The sequence below is a fragment of the Chryseobacterium contaminans genome, from assembly GCF_001684955.1.
In the GTDB taxonomy this organism is placed as follows: domain Bacteria; phylum Bacteroidota; class Bacteroidia; order Flavobacteriales; family Weeksellaceae; genus Chryseobacterium; species Chryseobacterium contaminans.
Map to the genome: position 1 here is coordinate 1 of NZ_MAYF01000124.1, position 20,220 is coordinate 20,220.

A 20,220-nucleotide genomic window follows, 5' to 3' on the forward strand; every position below is an offset into this window, starting at 1 on the left:
AGGTATACTCTTTTCCCAGTTGTTTCATGCGGAGGATACGGAATATGGTAAACTGCATGGATTCAATTCTATTTCAAGTTATCAGGACTTTAAAAATAAAGTTCCTATTGTTACTTATGAAGAAATGGAACCTTATATTGAAAAAGCAAGACAGGGACAAAAGGATGTCAGCTGGCCGGGGCTTATCAGACATTTTGCCAAGTCTTCCGGAACAACTAATGCTAAAAGTAAATTCATTCCTATTTCTGCAGAAAGCCTCGAATACTGCCATATGAAGGCCGGAAAGGATATGGTTTCCATTTATGCCAATAATCACCCGGAAAACCAGCTTTTTAATTATAAAAATTTACGTTTAGGAGGAAGTTCTGAGCTATACGCGGATTTTAATACAAAATTTGGCGACTTATCCGCTATTTTAATTGATAACCTGCCGTTTTGGGTAGAAATCACCACCACTCCAAGCAAAAAGGTTTCTTTAATGGGAGAATGGGAAAGCAAGCTTAAAGCCATTACTTCAGAAGTAAAGAATGAAGATGTGGGAAGCATCCTTGGAGTTCCAAGCTGGATGATGGTTCTTCTACAAAAGGTATTGAATGAGACCAATGTTGAAAATATTTCAGAGCTATGGCCTAATCTGGAGGTATTTTTTCACGGTGGAATCAGTTTCAAACCCTACAGAGAGCAATACCGTAAGATCATCGGAAAAAGCATCAATTACTACGAAATATATAATGCTTCCGAAGGCTTCTTTGGGATACAGGACAGATCCAACAGTGATGAAATGCTTCTGATGCTTGATTATGGTATATTTTACGAATTTATACCAATGGATCAGTTCCATTTTTCAAATCCTAAAGTGGTAAGCCTTGAAGATGTGGAAATCGGAAAAAATTATGCTATGGTTATTACTACCAATGGCGGATTATGGAGATATCTGATTGGTGATACGGTAATATTTACATCTACCAATCCTTTCAGAATTAAGATAACGGGAAGAACGAAGCATTACATCAATGCTTTCGGGGAAGAATTAATGATTACCAATGTAGAATCTGCCTTGTCAAAAGCCTGTGAGCTCACCGGTGCTCAGATTACAGATTTTACCGGTGCTCCGGTCTTCATGAAAGAAAATGAAAGCGGCGCCCATGAATGGATTTTTGAATTCAGCCAGCATCCTGATAATCTGGACAGCTTTATTGATGCTTTTGACCAGCATTTAAAGAAAATTAATTCGGATTATGAAGCGAAAAGATACAATAATATAACGCTTAGGAGGCCAATTGTACATATTGCTAAAAACAATCTCTTTTATCACTGGCTTGAATCCAAAGGAAAGCTTGGCGGCCAGAATAAGGTTCCAAGATTAAGCAATGACCGGGAATATATTGACCCGTTATTAGAACTTAATAAATAGAAGAAAGGAAGCTAGAGGATGGAAGATGGAGGTTCTTGCAGTCTTTAGACAACTTATATTTTCTTTTGAAATGCGTGTAGAAGGATTTAAATTACAATGACTATAATTAGAAGGCGAGAAGGCACTTCCAGCTTCCCTCTTCTGACTTCCAACCATAAAACAAAAACCCGCAGTTGAAATCAACTACGGGTTTTATTTTATTTACTTAAATCTTCTTTTAATTTTTTAGCAGCGTCCTCTACTTTTGCGGCTCCTTTTCTGGCTGCATCTTTTGCATCTTTACCAGCTTCTTGAGCTCCCGCTTTAATATCTTTACCCACTTTATTAGCTTCGTTTTTAATATCCTGCCCTGCTTTGTTAAGATCCTGTTTTGTTTTATCTGCAGTAGCATCAATTTTATCTTTAGCCTTCTGAGCAGCATTGTCTATCTTATCTCCGGCCTGGTCTAATTTTTCATCAACTTTTGCCTTAGCGTCGTTAACTTTTGCAGAATCAACCATTTGAGGAGATGTTTCTGTAACAGTAGTTGTGGTAGTAGTTACAGATCCATCTGCATTTTCAACCTGTTCTGTTTTTGTTGTAGATTTTGTGCAGGCAACAGTAAATAGAGAGATCGCTATTGCCGCAAGAATTTGTTTTTTCATATTGTATATTTTTAAAAAATGTTTTGGCTTTATTCTGTTTTGGTTTCGGCAGAAGATACTGTTTCTACTGGTGTTTTCTTCTTCTTTTCAGCATCTGCGGCCTTCTTTTCTTCCTCTTCTTTCTTTTTCTTTTCTTTATCAAGCTCTGCTTTTATTTTCTGCTCTTCTTCCAGGGCTTTTTTAGCCTGTTTTACTGAGTCCAGATACTGAGGTGAAGACATTCTGATCTTACGGGCAATATCAACAGTAACAGCTCCATTAGAGAAAGAGTCAACAGCAGTTGTATCATAATGTACTTTCACGTCCTGTTCAGCTCCAAATCCCGGAGATTCCTTCTTGGAACAAGCCGTTAAAAGAAGTGCAAAAATGAAAATTGCAGACAATAAATTTTTCATGGAACTAATTTAGCAGAAATTCTGCAATTACAGGATAGTGATCCGATAATTTCACAGACTGATCAACTTTATAGCTTAATGGAATAATGGATTTTGAACTGAAAATATAATCAATTCTTAAAGGAATTTTATAATCGTGAAAACTGGAAGCACTTCCCTTTCCTGCAGTTAAAAAAGCATCCTGAAGGTCTTTTCCTAAGCTGTAATATTCATAAGAATTGGGTACAGAATTAAAATCTCCGGCTACAATAACGGGATAAGGTGAAAAGTCAATTGCTTTTCTGATTTTTTTAATCTGGTCTTCATGAGCCTGAAAAGTAGGAATCATATGAGAAAGAAGTGTAGATACATTTCCTATTCCCATTGCATCCAACTTTGTAAACATTGTTTTCTGAAGTCGGAAAGGCTCCAGATAAACATTTACTATTCTGATGATCTTTCCATTGATATCTACATCTGCATAGAAAGAATTTCCTCTAGAGTTGTCTTCTATGATCTCTGCCTGTCTTAGGATTTTATGCTTAGTTTTAAGAATTACGGAAGGGTATTTTACCAGATCCTGTCTTAAAGCACGGTTAGTGTCTTTTTCCTGTACCAGAATAATATCCGGATCCTGCTCTTTGATATAGTTTTTTACTTTATCCCATCCGTAATCACCATATTTTACATTAAAAGTCAGGACTTTAATATCCCGTATTGTTTTTTCTTTATCTGTTTTAGGGGAAAAATTAACCCATCTTCTGATTGGATTGTAAAAAAGTAATGTTCCCAACGCAAAAGCAATAGCGATTTTATTTTTTTTGAAAACCCATACTAAGGTAAGAAGAATGTGGGCGGATATCAGATAGGGGAAACCAAGAGAAAGTAAATTAAGGTTCCCTAAAATATTAGGGGGAACCCATGCATTTCCCAATGTGCAGAGCAATAAAACAGCAACAGCGATATGTATAAATAGTAATATCTGATTCGACTTCATGAAAAACATTCTTGGTACCCGTTTTTTTAAGCAAAAACCCTACCAAGCAGCCAAATTTTAACTATTTTTATGATTATTTATCCTTCAAAGAAAACTTTGTGATGACAGGATAATGATCTGAAATACTGACAGAACGGTCAACATCATAAGAAACAGCTTCCAATGATTTTGAGGAAAAAACATAATCGATTCTTATGGGGAATTTATAATCATGAAAACTGGTTGCGCTTCCTTTTCCGGTACTCATAAATGCATCTTCAAGATCTTCTGATAAATGATAATATTCGTAAGAATTGGGTACAGAGTTAAAATCTCCGGCAACAATAACAGGATATGGAGAATTTTCTAAACTCTCACGAATTTTCTTCACCTGATCCTGATGTATTTTGAACGTAGGAATTAATTTTTTTACAACACCTTTTACTTTTTGCTCATTAGCTTCAGAGTTTCCATCAAGCTTTATCATCTTCTTTTCGAACTGAAACGGATAAAGATAGATATCAACAAATCTGTAGGTTTTGCCTTTTATTTCAATATCTGCCTGAAGAGCACTCTGCAATTCCATACTTTCATCTTCAGAAAAAAATAATTTTTCATTGGATAGGTTATGTTTTGTCAGAATGGTTAAAATCCCATTTGATTTGGTTCTGTTATAGCCCTTAAGCATTGGATATTCCATACCGCCATCTTCCTGTAAAAGGATAACATCAGCATCCTGGGCTTTGAGGTAATTTTGAACCTCATCTTTGCCCATAAGCCCCGCTTTTATATTGAAAGACACAATCTTTATATCACTGGAACTTTCTTTCTTTTCAGAGGAAAAATTAACCCACCGCTTAACAGGATTAATAAATGCCAGCCCAATAAACATGAATACAAATGCTCTTTTCTTCCAGCTTAATACCCAAAATACCGTTAAAACAATATACAGGACAATAAGAACAGGAAACCCCAAAGAAAGCAGATTAAACCACGGAAATATTTTAGGTGGGATATAGGCATTCAATAGAGAACCCAATAATAGGAACAAAATTCCTACATGTAGGATCAGCAGTATAAGGCGGAAAATCTTCACAGAAAATGATTAATTGAATCTATATAAATGTTTTTTCCATATTCTTGCCAATAGCCATCCTACTAAGGCTCCACCAACATGAGCCAGATGAGCAACGCTTCCTCCATTTCCGGAAACCCCCAAATAAACAGAAATTACTACAATAATTGGTAACAAGTACTTTACTTTAATAGGAACCGGAATAAACATGATTCCAATTTTAGCATCAGGATATAAGGTTGCAAATGCCGCTACCACCCCAAAAATAGCACCAGAAGCACCCATCATCGGAGATTTTAATAATGCATAATACTGATTAGACAACTCAACTCCTTCTTGTGTCGTTGCGCTGATTCTCAAATCTCCTAAATAATCAATCCCTGCTTTTGAGTAAATTTCAGATGCGCTTAATCCTAAACTTTGTAAACCAGAAATGATTTGCTGTGCTTCCACAAAGTTCCATAGATTAAATAGGAAAAATGACCCTAATCCGCTGGCAAAATATAATAATATGTATTTTTTTTCACCTAAAACCTGTTCTAAAACCGGCCCAAAACTAAATAGCGTAAACATATTGAATAAAATATGCATAAACCCACCCGGTTCTCTGAACGGAGCATGCATAAACATATGTGTAATGATCTGCCACGATTTAAAGTTGGGAGAAAAAGGATAGAATCCTGAAAGTGTATTGTATAAACTTGGATAATATAAAAAATTAGCGATCAAGTAAACTACAATATTAATAATGATAATATTCCTTGTAATGGGTGGTATATTGTTAAACATATTTTTTAAAATTTGTTTTTAAAATCATTAAACGGAACTTCATAGAAACATCTTTTTCCATCTGGTAAAAATTCAGGGAAACCTAGTGCTGTAAAGTCTTTGATGACCTGTTCCGCATCTTTTTTATAAATAAAGTCAAATCTTGACTTCGATTGCATTTTACTCCATTGGTTATGATAGTACTGCATAAATTCGTCTTCTGTCTTATAATCCAGGATCTCAAAAAGGTTTTCCAGGAAATTCATCGCCTGTGTTTCTTTCAGTCCTTCCGGAAGTGAATCTATTCTCAACACGCTTTCATGAGCAATTTTCATGTCAAACCCAAGCTCAGGAAGATATTTTTTGATGGATTCATATTTACTTTTCTCAATCTCATTCATATGATACTCAAGAGAGAACAGTAAAGCATGGCTATTTGTGCTTGTATTTGATCTTCTGGTGGTTTTGTTGTTTTCTGCAACCAATAATCTGTGCATTCTTCCCAAATCAAGCATTAAGGTAACATCTCCTTTGTTGAACAGCCAGTATCCGTTGGGTAACCTCATTAGATCCTCATCAAAGTCTTCATCTTCAAACAGATTAATCTTCGAAGGCTCCGCAGTGATATTCTGATGATACATTTCTGTAAGATTCTGAATTTCTTCAGGATGTACTACATTTTTTTCTTCCAAAAACGGATTATAATCCCTGTCTACAATAATTTCAGGCATTTTGATAACGCCGCCTCCGCCACCATTGCTTTTGCTTGGGATGGGTTTGTTCATCATTTCATCCAATTCCGGATCTCTGTCAAAATCAAGACTTGGAGAAACATTATAGATTCCAAGTGATCTTTTGATGGTAGAACGGAGTAAAGCGAAAATAAGGTGTTCATCTTCAAACTTCACTTCTGTTTTCTGTGGATGAATATTGACATCTATTTTCCCCGGATCAAGTTCAAGATACAAGAAAAATGAGGGAACATATCCCGGTTGAAGCAGCCCTTCAAATGCCTCTTGTACTGCTTTATTGAAGTATGGGCTTTTAAAATATCTTCCGTTTACAAAAAGGAATTGCTCGCCTCTTGCTTTTTTGGCGCCTTCAGGTTTAGCAACAAATCCATGAAGTTTACACCAGATAATATCTTCTTTGATTGGAATCAGAAGCGGCTGTAATTTTCTTCCGAAAACATCTACAATACGCTGCATCTGGCTTCCCTTTCTTAATCTGAAAACGGCTTCATCATCATGAAATAGTGAGAATTCCAATCCTTCATGAGCTAATGCAACACGCTGAAATTCATCAATAACGTGTCTGAATTCAATATTGTTGTTTTTCAGGAATTTTCTTCTGGCAGGAACATTATAAAAAAGATTCTTCACCAGGAAGTTTGATCCTTCTGCAGTCTGAACCGGGTCCTGAAACTGAAAAACACCTCCTTCAATATAGATGTTCGTTCCAATGGAAGCCTCTTTTTGCTTTGTTCTCAGCTCAACCTGTGAAACGGCTGCAATAGAAGCCAATGCTTCCCCACGGAACCCTTTTGTTGCGATCTTAAAAATATCTTCTGTTCCTCTGATCTTAGAGGTAGCATGTCTTTCAAATGCCAGTCTGGCATCTGTTTCGGACATACCTTTTCCGTCATCTACTACCTGGATAAGGTTTTTGCCGGCATCCCTGATAATCAGTTCAATCTTCGTTGCATCTGCATCTATAGCGTTTTCCAAAAGTTCCTTCACGATGGACGCAGGTCTCTGCACCACCTCTCCTGCCGCAATTTGGTTGGCTACATGATCCGGTAAAAGCTGAATAATATCTGACATAAAAACGTAAATCAACTTACAAAAATAGTCAATGAAAACGGGAATTAAAACATTAAAAACGGGAATTAATATTTAATTATCAACATTTCAACAATACAGCTTTCTGCAAATTCTGCTCCAAACTGTTTGTGGTATCAGCTTTTAATAAAGAACAATCCCCCATTGTTTTTTTACCAATAGAGGATTGAACCAGCTAGTTTATACAAAAAATTAATAGTGATATTTACCCTGCAGCAGGTATCTAATCCTAGTCTTCAAAGACCAGTTTTCTATTCTTTTTACTTTTAGGAATCCCATGGATCTTTTCATACAGATAGGCCAAAAGATTCGGTTTTTTATAAATCCTGTTGTATCTGTATTTTGTATTAAAGTGTCTTACATGAATTTTATAGGCATCATATCCAATAACAATCATCAGACATACACTGATTACATAGAATACTCTAAATTCCAGATAATAGTAAGTTAATCCTGAGAATACAGCGCCTAACACATACGCCACCATAATACTCATGAGCAATTTTGCCCTTCCTATTAACTCCCCGTTTTTCCTGTATTTTTTTTGAGTAAACATGGAAACCAGGATTCCTAAATCGGTGGTTGTTCCCGTAAGATGGGTGGTTTTCACGGAGAAGTTGGAAATACTTGCCGTTAAACCATTCTGCAATCCTGTTGCGAAAAGCATTATGGCTACTAAAACTTCTGTTTCCGCCAACGTTTTCTGATAATACAATTGTCCGTATACTCCTACTCCAAACAAACATATTATTTCCAGAACAAGAGGCAATGCGTGAGCAAAATACTTGCTCTTCTTATTGAAATTAATCACAATGAAGTTAGACAGGAAGCTTCCGAAGAAGAACAGGAAGATCCAGCTGCCCATTACAGCTACCTGAGACCAGTTTCCTTTACTGATTTCTGCCGCTAAAATCGCATAGTGACCTGTTACATTGGATGTAAAAGAGAGAAATATAAGTAGGGATGCAATATTTATAGTACCTGCCGTGAAGGCAGTCAGCGTCCCCAACCTGATATTGTCTCCCAATGTTCTGCTGTTACTATAATTTCTTAACATTTTTAATCTTTTTTAAATTATGATGATGGTGATAATTAGACCTCAACAAAGATTTCCGCCAGTCTTCCTCTTTCCGGAAGCTTTTCTTTAATTTCAAGGGCAATTTCCCCGGATTGAAGCGCTTTGCATTTTTTGATATAAGGCACAAGGTCAAATTTTCCTTTTCCTTTACTTTTAATGGCTGTAGAATAGTAAGCCTCTTCAATATTATTCGCTTCTACATATTGGTTGAAGGTTCTCTGAAAACTTCCTGTAAAGATGTCGCAGATAATTTTATTAACTAAATGAGGATACTTGTTTTTAATGATTTCATAGCCATCGCAGAACTCTGCAGGTCTGATCTTGTTGAAAATAGTTGTCTTAGTATTAAATAAAAGATCTCTGATAGAATCTCCTGAATCATATCCTGAAACCAGAAGGATATTGTACTGATTCTGATCTTCGGAAGCATCTTTTTCTCTCAGTACTTTTTTCAATATGTTTAATGACTCAAGAGAATAATCTGTTGCAATTAAAATTGTTTTAGCCATGTTCTTATTATTTTGTATTGTGTTTATCTTTTTTGATGATACAAAATTAGAATGGCCAGATTAGAAGGTCTTTGGAACGGAATTAAAATGTCATTAAAGAGATTAAAATGAGATTAGAAAATTGTTAACGGATATTAATATTGAGAACAAAAGAGGTTCAAAAAGCCATTGAGAAGCAGCCACAGCACATTGAAAACTTAACAATTAAGCTTCTTTCTGCGTGCTGTAAAAGTTAGGAAAACGCATCTGCACTGTAGTTCCCTGATTTTCATTGGAGGTCACAATCAGTTCACCATGATGCATTCTTACGATATTTCTTGCTAATGGAAGCCCTATTCCGTAGCCTTCATAGTTATTGGTATTGGAAGCTCTGAAAAAAGGGTCATAGATTTTGTTCATTTCCTGCTGCGGAATTCCAATCCCGTTGTCTTTTACAATGATATAAACGTCCGCATCAGTAGCACCAAGGGAAACTTTCACCTGCTGAAAATTAGAATATTTACAGCCATTGCTGATGATATTGGCAACAGCCAGATGCAGAAGCTGCTCATTACCCTGAACTTTTAACTTTTTAGGATTATCAGGAAGCATACTGATATCAAGATAGATATTGTTTCTGGAATCAATTTTTCTCAGGGTTTCAATAACATCCCAGAGCAGCTGATCCATTCTTACTTTATCCATTTTCTGGATCTTGCCATCGAATCCGGTTTGGGCAATCATTAAAAGGGCTTTGATCTTTTTATCAAGCTTTTCAGCTTCATCCAGAATAATTTCCAGCGTTTCTTTATACTCATCCGGTGTTCTGCTGATGGAAAGGGCAACGTCCGCCTCTCCCATAATAGAAGTTAAGGGCGTTCTCAGCTCATGCGAAACATTTCCAATCAAATGATTCTGGGTCTCAAAAGAGGTTTCAATGCGGTTGAGCATATCATTGAAGGTATCTACCAGCTCATTCAATTCTTTATTGTCCGGCTGAGATTCTAATCGGAGGTGAAGATTTTCAGAACTGATCTCTTTTACCTTCCCTGTAATTTTAAGAATAGGTTTAAAGAGGGTCTTCGACAGGTAAAATGAGAAAATCATACTGAAGAATAACGAAAGCACAATACAGGTAAGCAATGTTCTTTTCAGGAAACCAAGGTAATAGATCACATAATGGTTTTTGGCTGAAGCAATGGCAATATAGTCTTTATCATCATACTTAAAGCTTTGACCAATATAATAGAATTCTTTATCGTTATAATTATCTTCTCCTTTTTTAAGAATATTTTTAAAGAAATAATCCGGGATATGAACTTCCTGAGAGATTTTTCTAAAGTTAGAATCTGTTGGAACGGCAAAAACATAGTCTTTTTCCATGGGAAGCTCTTCATCATTCAGACTGCTGAGAATATAATTTTCCGGAAGATCCAGATGATCTTTGCTTTTTTCTATCTGAACAATGGTAGCCGTACGGATCTTTAAAAGCTCATAGAACCTTTGGTGAGAAAAGTTAACAATTGAAAAATAAACCAAACCACTGAACAGCAATATAATGGCGGTAAAAACCAACATTAAAAGCACCATCGTTTTGGTCTGATTTGTAATCACTTTGTTAAACATTCATTATGCTTTTTTCAGAACGTATCCCATACCTATCACAGTGTGAATCAATTTATTATCATCTCTGTCATCCAGCTTCTTTCTGAGATAATTCACGTAAACATCTACCACATTGGTTCCCAATTCATAGTTTACTCCCCAGACTGCATCAAGAATTTCAGCTCTGGAAATCACTTTTTCAGGATTATTAAGGAAGTAAAGCAATAATTTGTATTCTGTAGAAGTAAGAGTAATTTCTTCTCCGGCTCTGGTTACTTTTTTAGTATAATCATTTACCATTAAATCCGAGAACTGAAATATATGTTCATTATCCGGCTCCGGCTCAATAATTTCCTGGGGAACATTATTGTGGCTTCTTCTCAGTAAAGACTTTACACGGGCTACCAATTCAATAAACTTGAAAGGTTTCACCAAGTAATCATCTCCACCACTTTCCAGCCCCAGAACAATATTTTCAGAAGTTCCCAAAGCTGTTAAGAACAAAATAGGAACACTCTGGTTGGTTTTCCTGATCTCCTTACAGACATCCAGTCCGTTCATTTCCGGAAGCATAATATCTAAAATCACCAAATCGAAATCATTGGCTTGCACCAATTGTACACCGGTACGACCGTCAAAGGCCACGGAAATTTCATACCCGTTTTCCTGAAGTCCTTTTTTAATGAAAGACACTACACTGGTTTCGTCTTCGATGAGAATTATTTTTTTCATACATGAAATAAGGAGTTTTACAAAAATAGGGAAATTTTATTGGGATGGGCAAACGTTGAATGTTGAAGAAGATTTCCTCTTATTTATTCAGTTTTTATTATCCTTTCTGTCCTTATCTTAATCGTACCGCTCTCTTATCCTAAAGTAATATTTCTTTATTATTCTCTTATAACTTCAATTCCATCTGTACATCCACACGATCGTAGCCCGGATTGGTAATAGGAATATGTTTAAACCCTAATTTTTCATATAGCTTTATAGCAGGAACCAATATGGAATTGGTCTCCAGAAATACTTTTTCTGCTTTCAGTTCTCTGGCTTTTTCAACAAGAGTATTACCCAACAGGTAACCGATCTTCTTTCCTTGTGCTTTAGGGCTTACCGCCATTTTTGACAGTTCAAAAGCAAGAGGTTCTTCGTGAGCCCTTACCAGAGCGCATGTTCCTACTGCTTCACCATTTAATAAAGCGAAAGCAATATACCCGCCTTTGTTAATAATCTCCTCCTCGGGATGGTCCAGCAACTTATAATCACTGGGTTCCATAACAAAAAATGTTTTGATCCATTCTTCATTTAAAGCCCTGAAGGCTTCTTTATACTGAGATTCGTAGGCTATAATTTGTACTTCATTATTCTTATCGTTCATCGCTTCAGGTTTATTATATTCTGTTTTTTATCATTTTCCCCAGTTTTTCCAGATCGCTTTCTACACGATCTGTCCATTCCAGGGCATAGTTTAATCGCATACAGTTTTGGTACTGATTATATTGTGAAAACATTCTTCCCGGAGCAAAATTTACTTTCTGGCTGACGGCTTCATCATACAAATCTTCAGTACAGATTCTTTTATCAAGTTCCAACCATAGCATAAATCCGCCTTTTGGTTCAGAAACTTTAGTGTTATCAGGAAAATATTGCGTTACAGATTTTTGAATCTGCAGATAATTGGCATACAGTTTCTTTCTGAACATTCTCAAATGATGATCATAACGGCCATGCTCAAGAAAATCAGCAATCACATCTGAAAATAAGGACGGGCTTGATACGGTCTGCACCAGTTTCTGTCGGATAATCTTTTCTTTAAATTTTCCAGGTGCTACCCAACCTACCCGATAACCAGGAGCTAACGTCTTGGATACTGAGCCTACCCACATTACAATTCCCGCTTCATCATAAAACTTACAAGGTTTTGGTCTTCCGGCCCCGAAATAGATATTTCCGTAGACATCATCTTCCACCAAAGGTACATTATGTTCAGTAAGCATCCTTACCAGCTCCTTCTTATTCTCATCCGGCATTTGAAAACCTAGCGGATTATTATAATTCACTACAAAACAGCAGGCAGAAAGCTTAGGAAGCACTTTTTTTAAGGCATCCAGATCTACTCCTGTAATAGGATGGGTAGGAATTTCCACAGCTTTCAAACCTAACAGCTGGATCGCCTGAAGAATCCCAAAATAAACCGGGCTTTCTACTGCTACAGAGTCTCCAGGCTTGGTAACTGCCATCAGGCAATTGTAAACCCCGTTCATAGCGCCGGAAGTAATCACCAGATCATCTTCAGTAATTTTCCCTTCCATTACTATAGACCACTTGGCAATTTCTCTACGGAGCTTTTCACTTCCCTGTACAGGTTCATAATTCGTTCCACTGTCATGTTTGCCTTTTATCACATTAATCATGCATTTCTTCATCTGGGCAACGGGAAGTAGGCTTTTCCCAGGAATTCCGAGGGCAAACTGAGTAACATCTGTTCCTGCAATGGAGCCAAATACTTTCCCTATAAGATCTTCCGGACTGTTTTTCCCTTCTGAAACTTTCATTTTTGCTACAGAGGGCAATGCTAATTTTCGTTGTGAGGTCTGGCTTACATAATATCCATATTTGGGCCTTGATTCTACCAGAGAACGGCTTTCAAGTTCCATATAAGCCTGTTTTACAGTATTTAAACTAACATTATATAGTTTTTGAGCGCTTCTTAATGATGGCAATCTGTCTCCAAACTGCAGCGTATCACTTTTGATCTGCTCCGTGACAGAATTGGCAATTTTAAGGTAAAGAACATCTTTAGACATCGATCACTGTTTTAAGTAAATGTACAACTTTATCCCTTTGGGGTTATTGGTTTAGCCAGCTAACCATCCTATAGATGCTATTCTTCAGCTGTTCCGGATTACGGAAGTTAGGAGTATTTTTATTTTTAAAATAATGTTCTGCCCGGGAAATAAAACATTTCTTTTCAGAATGCTGTACATCGGATTTATTATAAATATTAAAAGTAATTCCTCCATTTTCACTTATAACCAGACTTGCAAAGGCAATAACTTCAGATTTCTTTTTAGCCAGCAGGAAAGGAATACCAAAATCTGGGTTCACTTTACCTGTCTTCTGTATCTGCAGAAAGAGATTTTTTAGCACCAACATGTCTGAAATATAGACTTCTTCACATTGAAACTGTTCCTGATATTGAACTTTGGTTTCCATAGTATTCTTCTTAACAAAACAAAATTATGGAGTCTCTGAGTCTGGATACAGATACAGAAGTATAGAATATTACGGATACAGATATTCTTAACCTATTCTTTATAAATAGTATAAAATTCCGGCTGCTATTCCCTTTATCACTCTTTTCAAAACCTCTATCTTTGCATAAAAGACGAAAGGGAGATGAGTTTCTTTGGAACGAACATTAAGAAAATAAGACAGGTTAAAGGTTTGAGCCAAAAGACATTTGCTGATTTACTCGACTTAAACAGAGGAGTGATAAGCTCTTATGAAGAAGGTCGTGCAGAGCCAAAGATTGAGACCATACTCAAGGTGGCTAGCCATTTTAATCTTGAACTCGACCAGTTGCTAACTGAAGATCTTCATGAAAATCAATTAACTGGTATTTCAGGCGTTAACCAACTTATGCTTTTCCCTGAACCAGAGGAAGAAACAATGCCTCCAAAGACAAATAATGCTCAGAATAATGCTATCCTCCAAAAAATATTAGCGTCTGTAGATCTGGTCTATGAATTTACCACAGAAAAACGGCTGCTTTCCCCCTATCATTATGGTGATATCCTGTTTCTGAATAAAGCTGATCTTAAAAAGGACCCAAGTCATCATTTATTGGTATATACTCATGGAAATTTAGAATATGCAGCCAATACTGAAAGCCGGGACCTTTATAAAATTGTAGGGCACGTTTCCACTACAGAAAAGAATGTTTTCAACAATATTTTTGAAAGGCTGGAAAAGCTGGAAAGAGGATGCAATAAATTATAAAAACGAAAGTTCACTGCAAAGACTGCAGAGAACTTTGTTATAAAAATCTAAATCTGAGTTTACTAAAGTCTGGTAAAAACCATTCTTCGTACAAAAGAAGTCATTGTAGGAGTGCCACATCCGTTACACATCACCAAACTTCCTGTAATAGTATCCCCCTGTTTCAGATTAAGAACTACAGAATCATACGCTCCCGCTCTTTGGGATGCAGAAATATTCAGCAGTACCATTGTATAATACTGCTGGGATTGTGCTACTCCATTTTTAAGAATTGACATTAAGCGGTGTGCTGATACATTCGTGGCTGTATGGTACCCGCTTTCCATAAACTCAATCTTGTAATATCCCGATTTCGGGCAGGTCCATGTATCCGTTGTAAGATTAAAGTCTGCTCCACCGTTGGTACTGAAATCTACATTGGTAAAATTAGCCTTATATGTTGTTCCCTGATTATGTGTTTCTGCAGTTGAAGAAGATACAGCACAAATATAGCTGGTATCAGCTTTAGACAGCATAACCAGTTCATAAGTGACTCCTGTAGAAGTATTATTATCTGTTTTTACCAATAAAGCAGACTCTCCCGGCAATATTGACACATTCTGAACATTATCAATAAGTTCCGTTCCATTAGCATCAATGGTAAGCGTATACATCTGCGAAGTATTTTTAATATAATAGGTTCTGCCTTTTCTTTCTACCCCTGTAGTAGAATCAGGAAGTGTGGCTGTACCATCTGCTGTTCCGGCCCAGGAAACATAAAAATCGTTTTCACCAATATTATAGGTATTGGCGGTAATATTTCCATAAGCTGCAGCAAAAGAGCCATCCACTGTAAGTTTTGATCCCGGCACCGAAGTCCCAATCCCTACATTACCACTTTGAGCATATAAGTAGCCCATTCCACTTAGCATGCTAAGGGTTATCAAAATAGATTTCATACATTCTTATTTTTTTTAATTATTCATTTGCTTTCTCCATAATATCTTCAGGCAGTCCGAGAATAGTTATTGAATTTCCGGCTCCGGTAATTATGGATAATCAAAAGTAAATCGTCATTAAAAAAAATTATAAAAAGAAGGTATTAATTAACATTAATAAATTTCTTGATTTACAGATTAAATCATTAATTTTAAAAATACAAACAAATGATTTTCAATAAAATAAATATTTAAATATGTTAATTTATATTCAAAGAGAAATATTAAGTATTTTTTATTTCTTTAAAATAAAAATCAGATATAATGTTCCTTAAAAACGTCCTTGCCTATGAAATTAATTCTATTTTTTTTATTCTGTTCTACTATAATCACCTCCTGTGAAACATCAGAAAAGGGTAACGATTATCTTAATACTGTCGTTGATGAAATTTCTCTTCTTAAGAAGGAGAATCCTGAAAAAGTGAAAGAAGTGTATGAAAGGGAGTACAGGAAATATAACCAAAGTAATAAAAAGGTGTTCCTTTTAAGCAGCAAATATGCTGAACTCGCTTTATCAAGTGACGAAAGGCTTAAACAGATTCCTATGATATATGAGCTACTGCGGTTAAACAACAACAGGTATGAATTTATTGATGTCATAGGCAATTATAACCTGGCGCTGCAATTTGAGACCAGCTCTCCGGAATGGTCTTTAAAATGCGTTGATAATGCAATAGATTACAGTGAAAAAAGTAATAAAAAATATTTTCTACCCCATCTTTACCATTTTAAAGGACGGTTATTATATAATAAAAACGATACGAAGAATGCCCTGATCTATTTTAATAAGGCTCTGCACTCATATAATCCTCAAAAAGATATATTATACGTTTCTTCCATGTATAATAACATCGGAATGTGCTATGATAAAATGAAAAACCCCAACAGCGCTATCCGTGAAACTTATAAAGCCATCAATCTCCTGGAAAAAAACCGGATTCCCAATAATGCTGAACTGGTTTTTATAAACTATATGAAAGGCGGGCTTGCCGACTATTTCATGCAAATCAAAAATTATGAAAAAGCAGAAACTCTTTTAGCTGAAAAACTGAATTTCTCACTTCATAACGATAATTACCGCATGGCTCTTTATGCAGGAAAGGGACTTATTGATCTTTATAAAAATACCCTTCATCAACCTGAAAAAACAGCAAATATCATTTCGGCATTAAACCTTCTTGAACCCAATTTAAAAAAAGCAGCAGACAGAATTGAACTGTATGAACTTACACAGGAATACTATTCTGGTAAAAATGATATTGAAAATTTTAAAAAAGTTTCCAAAAAACTGGTTGAGGCAAATAAGGATCGCAATAACCAGATTAGCAAAGAGCTAAAGATCAATTTTGATATTGCAGATAATTATATCATCAAAAATGTAAATACTGAGAATAATTATTATAAAAGAAACAATTACTTACTGTTATTTTCTTTTATTCTTTTATGTCTTATCTTTTTGATTATCATTATAAATCTTATTAAATCCAGAAAGAAAAGAGAAGAACTTGCGAAAAAAGAAAAGGTAATTTCAGACACTCAGCATAAAATTCTGGAACAGGATATAGAACTTCAAAAAGAGAAAATCAGGAATCTTCATCTGAATCTGAATTTAAAAACAGAAACAGAGCGGGCATTTCTTGAAAATCTGAAGAAGATAAAAAAATCCAAAAATATTGATACTGAAGAGGTTTTAAAAGATCTTCAATTCAAAATCAATAATCTGATTATGATTGACAGGAAAAGCAACGACCTTGTTAATGAAAGTTCACTCGAAAACAAATTATTCATGGAAAGGCTCTCTGAAGAATTTCCTCTTCTTACTAATCAGGAGCTCAAACTGTGTGTTTATTTTAAACTGAACCTGGCTGCAAAGGAAATATCACTTCTTGAAAAATTCACCGTTGGCAGCATAAGGGTTTATAAGGCGAAGGTGAAGGCCAAACTTGGATTAGATAAGGAAACTGATCTTAGTGAGTTTTTAAACAGGTTTTAAAGCAAGAAATAAAGCAGGGGCTTTCTCGCCTGTGATACAAATCCTTTTTTAAGCCTTTGATAAAATATAAAAACAAAAAACCCTCCGTATTCAAAATACAGAGGGTTTTGTACCCCAGACGGGACTTGAACCCGTACGTCCTTGCGGACACAGGATTTTAAGTCCTGCGTGTCTACCAGTTCCACCACCAGGGCCGGTGTGTGGTACAAAAAAAGGATTTGCTTTCAAATCCTTTTTTGTATGGTGCGGATGAAGGGACTCGAACCCCCACGCCTCACGGCACCAGATCCTAAGTCTGGCGTGGCTACCAATTACACCACATCCGCTGGTTACATTGCTCTGCAAATGCAGATACAATCGATAATTCTTACAAATATAAAAAAATTATTTAAAAGATCTCTCTCTATTAAAACAAAAAACCCTCCGTAGCAAATACAGAGGGCTTTGTACCCCAGACGGGACTTGAACCCGTACGTCCTTGCGGACACAGGATTTTAAGTCCTGCGTGTCTACCAGTTCCACCACCAGGGCATGGTGTGGAGCGAAAAACGGGATTCGAACCCGCGACCCCAACCTTGGCAAGGTTGTGCTCTACCAGCTGAGCTATTTTCGCATAGTGCGGATGAAGGGACTCGAACCCCCACGCCTCACGGCACCAGATCCTAAGTCTGGCGTGGCTACCAATTACACCACATCCGCTGGTTTTTTGTATTGTAAGTTTTAAAGAGCTTGCTTCGTTTTTGTGAGTGCAAATATAGGACAATTTCCTTTATCTCCAAACTTTTTCTGGAAAAAAATTAAAATTTCCAGATTTTTTTTCAGCAGCACCTATTATTACATTTCATTTTCTTACTTTTACAACGTTAATAATTACGATATGGAATTACAAGGAACGGTAAAGAAACTTTTTGAAACTCAAACTTTTGCAAGTGGATTTCAAAAAAGAGAATTGGTTATTTTAACCCAGGAACAGTATCCACAGCCGATAAACATAGAATTTTTATCTGATAAAATTAGTTTGTTAGATAACCTTAAAGAAGGTGAAAATGTAAAGATAGGAATCAATATCAGAGGTAGAGAATGGGTTTCTCCACAAGGGGAAACTAAGTACTTCAACTCTATTACAGGATGGAGAGTAGAGAAAGTTTTTGATAACGGATCAGAACCTACTCAGGCTATGCCACAACAATCAGCAACTCCTGTTTCTAACGAGAATCCGTTTGCCGGAGACGATGATGACGATTTACCTTTCTAATTAAAGAGTTAAAATCATATATAAATCCTGCTTTCTTATAAAGTGGGATTTTTTTTCTAAAAAAATGGTCCGACTAGACGAAAACGAGATTTCATTCCCTGATCCTGAGGTATATGATGGACATGACGGGCTTATTGCCTATGGTGGAGATCTATCTATAGAACGCATTTGGTTCGCTTATCAATTGGGAATTTTCCCCTGGTATAATCCGGGAGAGGAGATTTTATGGTGGTGTCCTGATCCAAGATTTGTTTTGGTACCGGATGAAATAAAAGTTTCCAAATCAATGAGAAAGATATTAAACAGAAATGTTTTTACTTTTTCGGAGAACAAAAACTTCAGAGAGGTCATTAAAAACTGTCAGCAAACTGTGCGTAAAGGACAATCCGGAACCTGGCTTTCTGATGAACTGATGGAGTCTTTCATCAAACTTCATGAATATGGCCTGGCCAGAAGCATTGAAGTATGGCAGGATGAGAAACTTGTAGGTGGTTTTTACGGTTTGCAGATTGGAAATGTTTTCTGTGGTGAAAGTATGTTCGCGAAAGTCAGTAATGCCTCAAAAGCAGGATTTATTCACTTTGTGGAAAGCAACAAAAACAATATTGAACTAATTGACTGCCAATCTCATACAGAACACCTGGAAAGCCTTGGTGCCAAAATGATTCCTAAGAAAGAATTTTTAAAAATCTTACACGACAACAATGAACGCAGATAAAGAAAAATGGCTTCTTCTGGCAACTCTAAGCATTATTTGGGGGTCTTCTTTTATTTTGATCAAAAAATCTCTGGACCATTTCAATCCGTATCAGGTAGGATCATTAAGGGTTCTTATTGCCGGAATTATTTTACTTCCGATTGCTGTTTCCAATTATAAGCTTTTCCCGAAAAAACATATAAAGTGGCTTATTCTGGCTGCATTTACCGGAAATTTTATTCCTATGTTCCTTTTCCCGATTGCAGAAAAGGAAGTTTCCAGCAGTATTGCAGGAATTATCAACTCTATGATGCCTATATTCGTGATTATTGTAGGCGCTTTGGTATGGAAGTTTGAAACAACGAAAAAACAAATCATAGGAACCCTCATAAGCTTTACCGGAGTCTGTATACTTGCTTTGGGAGGTGGTAGCAGCGGAGAATTGAAAATGATCCCGATTTTACTACTATTACTGGCCACTTTATGTTATGCCATGAGCACAACAACTGTGAAGTCAAAACTTATGGACGTTTCTTCCGTTGTTTTATCTTCTTTTATTTTTTCTTTTGTTTTATTTTTTCCGTCTATTATTGCTCTTACCAGTACAGGATTCTTTTCTGAATTTACTTTTTCCAAAGACAATATGCTGGGGCTAATGTTCGTAAGTTTACTTTCTATATTCGGAACCGGGCTTGCTATGACCATGAATTACAGGCTATTAAAAGTTTCCTCACCTCTTTTTGCTTCCACAGTTACTCTTATAATGCCTATTGTTGCTATTATCTGGGGAATCATTGATGGTGAAAAACTAACGGTTCTGCAATTTATAGGAGCAGGAATTATTATTGGCGGATTAATCTTTTTAAGAAGCAATCCGAAAAAATAATTTTAAAGGCTGGAAGCTGGAAGAATGAAGCTGGAAATTACTTTTTAGTGTATATCTAATTCTAGCTTTAATGATTAAATAACCGTGTTATCTATCGCTTGCAGCTAAATATTTTATCAATAAAAAAAACCTGCATTTCTGCAGGCT

Annotated in this window: 20 protein-coding genes and 5 tRNA genes; 6 read left to right on the plus strand and 19 right to left on the minus strand. The window is 36.1% G+C overall.

What is annotated here, in order from left to right:
* Positions 1-1,414: GH3 auxin-responsive promoter family protein (locus tag BBH99_RS08895; RefSeq protein WP_066694761.1), on the plus strand; the 1,414-nt coding region annotated here is incomplete at its 5' end.
* Positions 1,415-1,611: 197 nt separating this feature from the next.
* Here the strand turns inward: BBH99_RS08895 and BBH99_RS08900 are convergent.
* The 13 genes from BBH99_RS08900 to BBH99_RS08960 form a co-directional block, all read right to left on the minus strand.
* Positions 1,612-2,058: a hypothetical protein gene (locus BBH99_RS08900; RefSeq protein ID WP_066694763.1), complete on the minus strand. Its 447-nt coding sequence runs from the start codon at positions 2,056-2,058 to the stop codon at positions 1,612-1,614.
* 29 nt (positions 2,059-2,087) lie between these two features.
* Positions 2,088-2,453, minus strand: a complete 366-nt coding sequence (locus tag BBH99_RS08905; RefSeq protein WP_066694765.1) for a hypothetical protein — start codon at positions 2,451-2,453, stop codon at positions 2,088-2,090.
* 4 nt (positions 2,454-2,457) lie between these two features.
* Positions 2,458-3,429, minus strand: coding sequence for an endonuclease/exonuclease/phosphatase family protein (locus BBH99_RS08910; RefSeq protein WP_066694834.1), 972 nt, complete (start codon positions 3,427-3,429; stop codon positions 2,458-2,460).
* Between the two features lie 73 nt (positions 3,430-3,502).
* Positions 3,503-4,504 (minus strand): endonuclease/exonuclease/phosphatase family protein, encoded by a 1,002-nt coding sequence (locus BBH99_RS08915; RefSeq protein ID WP_066694767.1) that lies wholly within the window; start codon positions 4,502-4,504, stop codon positions 3,503-3,505.
* Positions 4,505-4,513: 9 nt separating this feature from the next.
* Positions 4,514-5,272, minus strand: a complete 759-nt coding sequence (locus BBH99_RS08920) for a rhomboid family intramembrane serine protease (protein ID WP_066694769.1) — start codon at positions 5,270-5,272, stop codon at positions 4,514-4,516.
* 5 nt (positions 5,273-5,277) lie between these two features.
* A complete protein-coding gene (gene mutL / locus BBH99_RS08925; protein ID WP_066694771.1) occupies positions 5,278-7,074 on the minus strand; it encodes a DNA mismatch repair endonuclease MutL in 1,797 nt (598 codons plus the stop codon).
* Between the two features lie 247 nt (positions 7,075-7,321).
* Entirely contained in the window at positions 7,322-8,149 is an 828-nt protein-coding gene (locus tag BBH99_RS08930; RefSeq protein WP_066694772.1) for a YoaK family protein, read from the minus strand.
* Between the two features lie 35 nt (positions 8,150-8,184).
* Positions 8,185-8,679, minus strand: coding sequence for a hypothetical protein (locus BBH99_RS08935; RefSeq protein WP_066694773.1), 495 nt, complete (start codon positions 8,677-8,679; stop codon positions 8,185-8,187).
* Positions 8,680-8,883: 204 nt separating this feature from the next.
* Positions 8,884-10,284: a sensor histidine kinase gene (locus BBH99_RS08940; RefSeq protein ID WP_066694774.1), complete on the minus strand. Its 1,401-nt coding sequence runs from the start codon at positions 10,282-10,284 to the stop codon at positions 8,884-8,886.
* Positions 10,285-10,287: 3 nt separating this feature from the next.
* Entirely contained in the window at positions 10,288-10,995 is a 708-nt protein-coding gene (locus BBH99_RS08945) for a response regulator transcription factor (protein ID WP_066694776.1), read from the minus strand.
* A gap of 166 nt (positions 10,996-11,161) precedes the next feature.
* Positions 11,162-11,641, minus strand: coding sequence for a GNAT family N-acetyltransferase (locus BBH99_RS08950; protein ID WP_066694778.1), 480 nt, complete (start codon positions 11,639-11,641; stop codon positions 11,162-11,164).
* A gap of 13 nt (positions 11,642-11,654) precedes the next feature.
* Positions 11,655-13,070, minus strand: a complete 1,416-nt coding sequence (locus tag BBH99_RS08955; protein ID WP_066694779.1) for an aminotransferase-like domain-containing protein — start codon at positions 13,068-13,070, stop codon at positions 11,655-11,657.
* Between the two features lie 43 nt (positions 13,071-13,113).
* Entirely contained in the window at positions 13,114-13,479 is a 366-nt protein-coding gene (locus BBH99_RS08960) for a hypothetical protein (protein WP_066694783.1), read from the minus strand.
* Between the two features lie 183 nt (positions 13,480-13,662).
* Between BBH99_RS08960 and BBH99_RS08965 the strand changes: the two genes are divergently transcribed.
* Complete coding sequence (locus BBH99_RS08965) at positions 13,663-14,265, plus strand: helix-turn-helix domain-containing protein (protein WP_066694785.1); 603 nt, start codon at positions 13,663-13,665, stop codon at positions 14,263-14,265.
* A gap of 62 nt (positions 14,266-14,327) precedes the next feature.
* On the opposite strand, the gene BBH99_RS08970 is transcribed toward BBH99_RS08965, so the two are convergent.
* A complete protein-coding gene (locus BBH99_RS08970; RefSeq protein ID WP_123873087.1) occupies positions 14,328-15,203 on the minus strand; it encodes a hypothetical protein in 876 nt (291 codons plus the stop codon).
* A 328-nt stretch (positions 15,204-15,531) separates the two neighbouring features.
* Here BBH99_RS08970 and BBH99_RS08975 point away from each other — a divergent pair, with 328 nt between their 5' ends.
* The gene (locus BBH99_RS08975) at positions 15,532-17,235 is read left to right on the plus strand and encodes a tetratricopeptide repeat protein (protein ID WP_066694789.1); all 1,704 of its coding nucleotides are present in this window, start codon (positions 15,532-15,534) and stop codon (positions 17,233-17,235) included.
* 110 nt (positions 17,236-17,345) lie between these two features.
* On the opposite strand, the gene BBH99_RS08980 is transcribed toward BBH99_RS08975, so the two are convergent.
* The 5 genes from BBH99_RS08980 to BBH99_RS09000 form a co-directional block, all read right to left on the minus strand.
* A tRNA-Leu gene (locus tag BBH99_RS08980) sits at positions 17,346-17,429 on the minus strand.
* A gap of 47 nt (positions 17,430-17,476) precedes the next feature.
* A tRNA-Leu gene (locus BBH99_RS08985) sits at positions 17,477-17,561 on the minus strand.
* Between the two features lie 121 nt (positions 17,562-17,682).
* A tRNA-Leu gene (locus tag BBH99_RS08990) sits at positions 17,683-17,766 on the minus strand.
* Positions 17,767-17,772: 6 nt separating this feature from the next.
* A tRNA-Gly gene (locus BBH99_RS08995) sits at positions 17,773-17,848 on the minus strand.
* A gap of 4 nt (positions 17,849-17,852) precedes the next feature.
* A tRNA-Leu gene (locus BBH99_RS09000) sits at positions 17,853-17,934 on the minus strand.
* A 178-nt stretch (positions 17,935-18,112) separates the two neighbouring features.
* Here BBH99_RS09000 and BBH99_RS09005 point away from each other — a divergent pair.
* The 3 genes from BBH99_RS09005 (at position 18,113) to BBH99_RS09015 (ending at position 20,073) form a co-directional block, all read left to right on the plus strand.
* Entirely contained in the window at positions 18,113-18,490 is a 378-nt protein-coding gene (locus BBH99_RS09005) for a DUF3127 domain-containing protein (RefSeq protein ID WP_066694836.1), read from the plus strand.
* 64 nt (positions 18,491-18,554) lie between these two features.
* Entirely contained in the window at positions 18,555-19,208 is a 654-nt protein-coding gene (gene aat, locus BBH99_RS09010; protein WP_066694791.1) for a leucyl/phenylalanyl-tRNA--protein transferase, read from the plus strand.
* Complete coding sequence (locus BBH99_RS09015; protein WP_066694793.1) at positions 19,195-20,073, plus strand: DMT family transporter; 879 nt, start codon at positions 19,195-19,197, stop codon at positions 20,071-20,073. The genes aat and BBH99_RS09015 overlap by 14 nt, the downstream gene beginning before the upstream one ends.
* The last annotated feature ends 147 nt before the right edge of the window (positions 20,074-20,220 follow it).

What these genes read in the sequence shown, in the direction of transcription:
- mutL (WP_066694771.1), bottom strand. Translation starts at nt 7,074, where the DNA reads ATGTCAGATATTATTCAGCTTTTACCGGATCATGTAGCCAACCAAATT.
- BBH99_RS08935 (WP_066694773.1), bottom strand. Translation starts at nt 8,679, where the DNA reads ATGGCTAAAACAATTTTAATTGCAACAGATTATTCTCTTGAGTCATTA.
- BBH99_RS08945 (WP_066694776.1), bottom strand. Translation starts at nt 10,995, where the DNA reads ATGAAAAAAATAATTCTCATCGAAGACGAAACCAGTGTAGTGTCTTTC.
- BBH99_RS08950 (WP_066694778.1), bottom strand. Translation starts at nt 11,641, where the DNA reads ATGAACGATAAGAATAATGAAGTACAAATTATAGCCTACGAATCTCAG.
- BBH99_RS08940 (WP_066694774.1), bottom strand. Translation starts at nt 10,284, where the DNA reads ATGTTTAACAAAGTGATTACAAATCAGACCAAAACGATGGTGCTTTTA.
- BBH99_RS08900 (WP_066694763.1), bottom strand. Translation starts at nt 2,058, where the DNA reads ATGAAAAAACAAATTCTTGCGGCAATAGCGATCTCTCTATTTACTGTT.
- BBH99_RS08970 (WP_123873087.1), bottom strand. Translation starts at nt 15,203, where the DNA reads ATGAAATCTATTTTGATAACCCTTAGCATGCTAAGTGGAATGGGCTAC.
- BBH99_RS08930 (WP_066694772.1), bottom strand. Translation starts at nt 8,149, where the DNA reads ATGTTAAGAAATTATAGTAACAGCAGAACATTGGGAGACAATATCAGG.
- BBH99_RS08960 (WP_066694783.1), bottom strand. Translation starts at nt 13,479, where the DNA reads ATGGAAACCAAAGTTCAATATCAGGAACAGTTTCAATGTGAAGAAGTC.
- BBH99_RS08910 (WP_066694834.1), bottom strand. Translation starts at nt 3,429, where the DNA reads ATGAAGTCGAATCAGATATTACTATTTATACATATCGCTGTTGCTGTT.
- BBH99_RS08965 (WP_066694785.1), top strand. Translation starts at nt 13,663, where the DNA reads ATGAGTTTCTTTGGAACGAACATTAAGAAAATAAGACAGGTTAAAGGT.
- BBH99_RS08920 (WP_066694769.1), bottom strand. Translation starts at nt 5,272, where the DNA reads ATGTTTAACAATATACCACCCATTACAAGGAATATTATCATTATTAAT.
- BBH99_RS08905 (WP_066694765.1), bottom strand. Translation starts at nt 2,453, where the DNA reads ATGAAAAATTTATTGTCTGCAATTTTCATTTTTGCACTTCTTTTAACG.
- BBH99_RS09005 (WP_066694836.1), top strand. Translation starts at nt 18,113, where the DNA reads ATGGAATTACAAGGAACGGTAAAGAAACTTTTTGAAACTCAAACTTTT.
- BBH99_RS08955 (WP_066694779.1), bottom strand. Translation starts at nt 13,070, where the DNA reads ATGTCTAAAGATGTTCTTTACCTTAAAATTGCCAATTCTGTCACGGAG.
- aat (WP_066694791.1), top strand. Translation starts at nt 18,555, where the DNA reads ATGGTCCGACTAGACGAAAACGAGATTTCATTCCCTGATCCTGAGGTA.
- BBH99_RS09015 (WP_066694793.1), top strand. Translation starts at nt 19,195, where the DNA reads ATGAACGCAGATAAAGAAAAATGGCTTCTTCTGGCAACTCTAAGCATT.
- BBH99_RS08975 (WP_066694789.1), top strand. Translation starts at nt 15,532, where the DNA reads ATGAAATTAATTCTATTTTTTTTATTCTGTTCTACTATAATCACCTCC.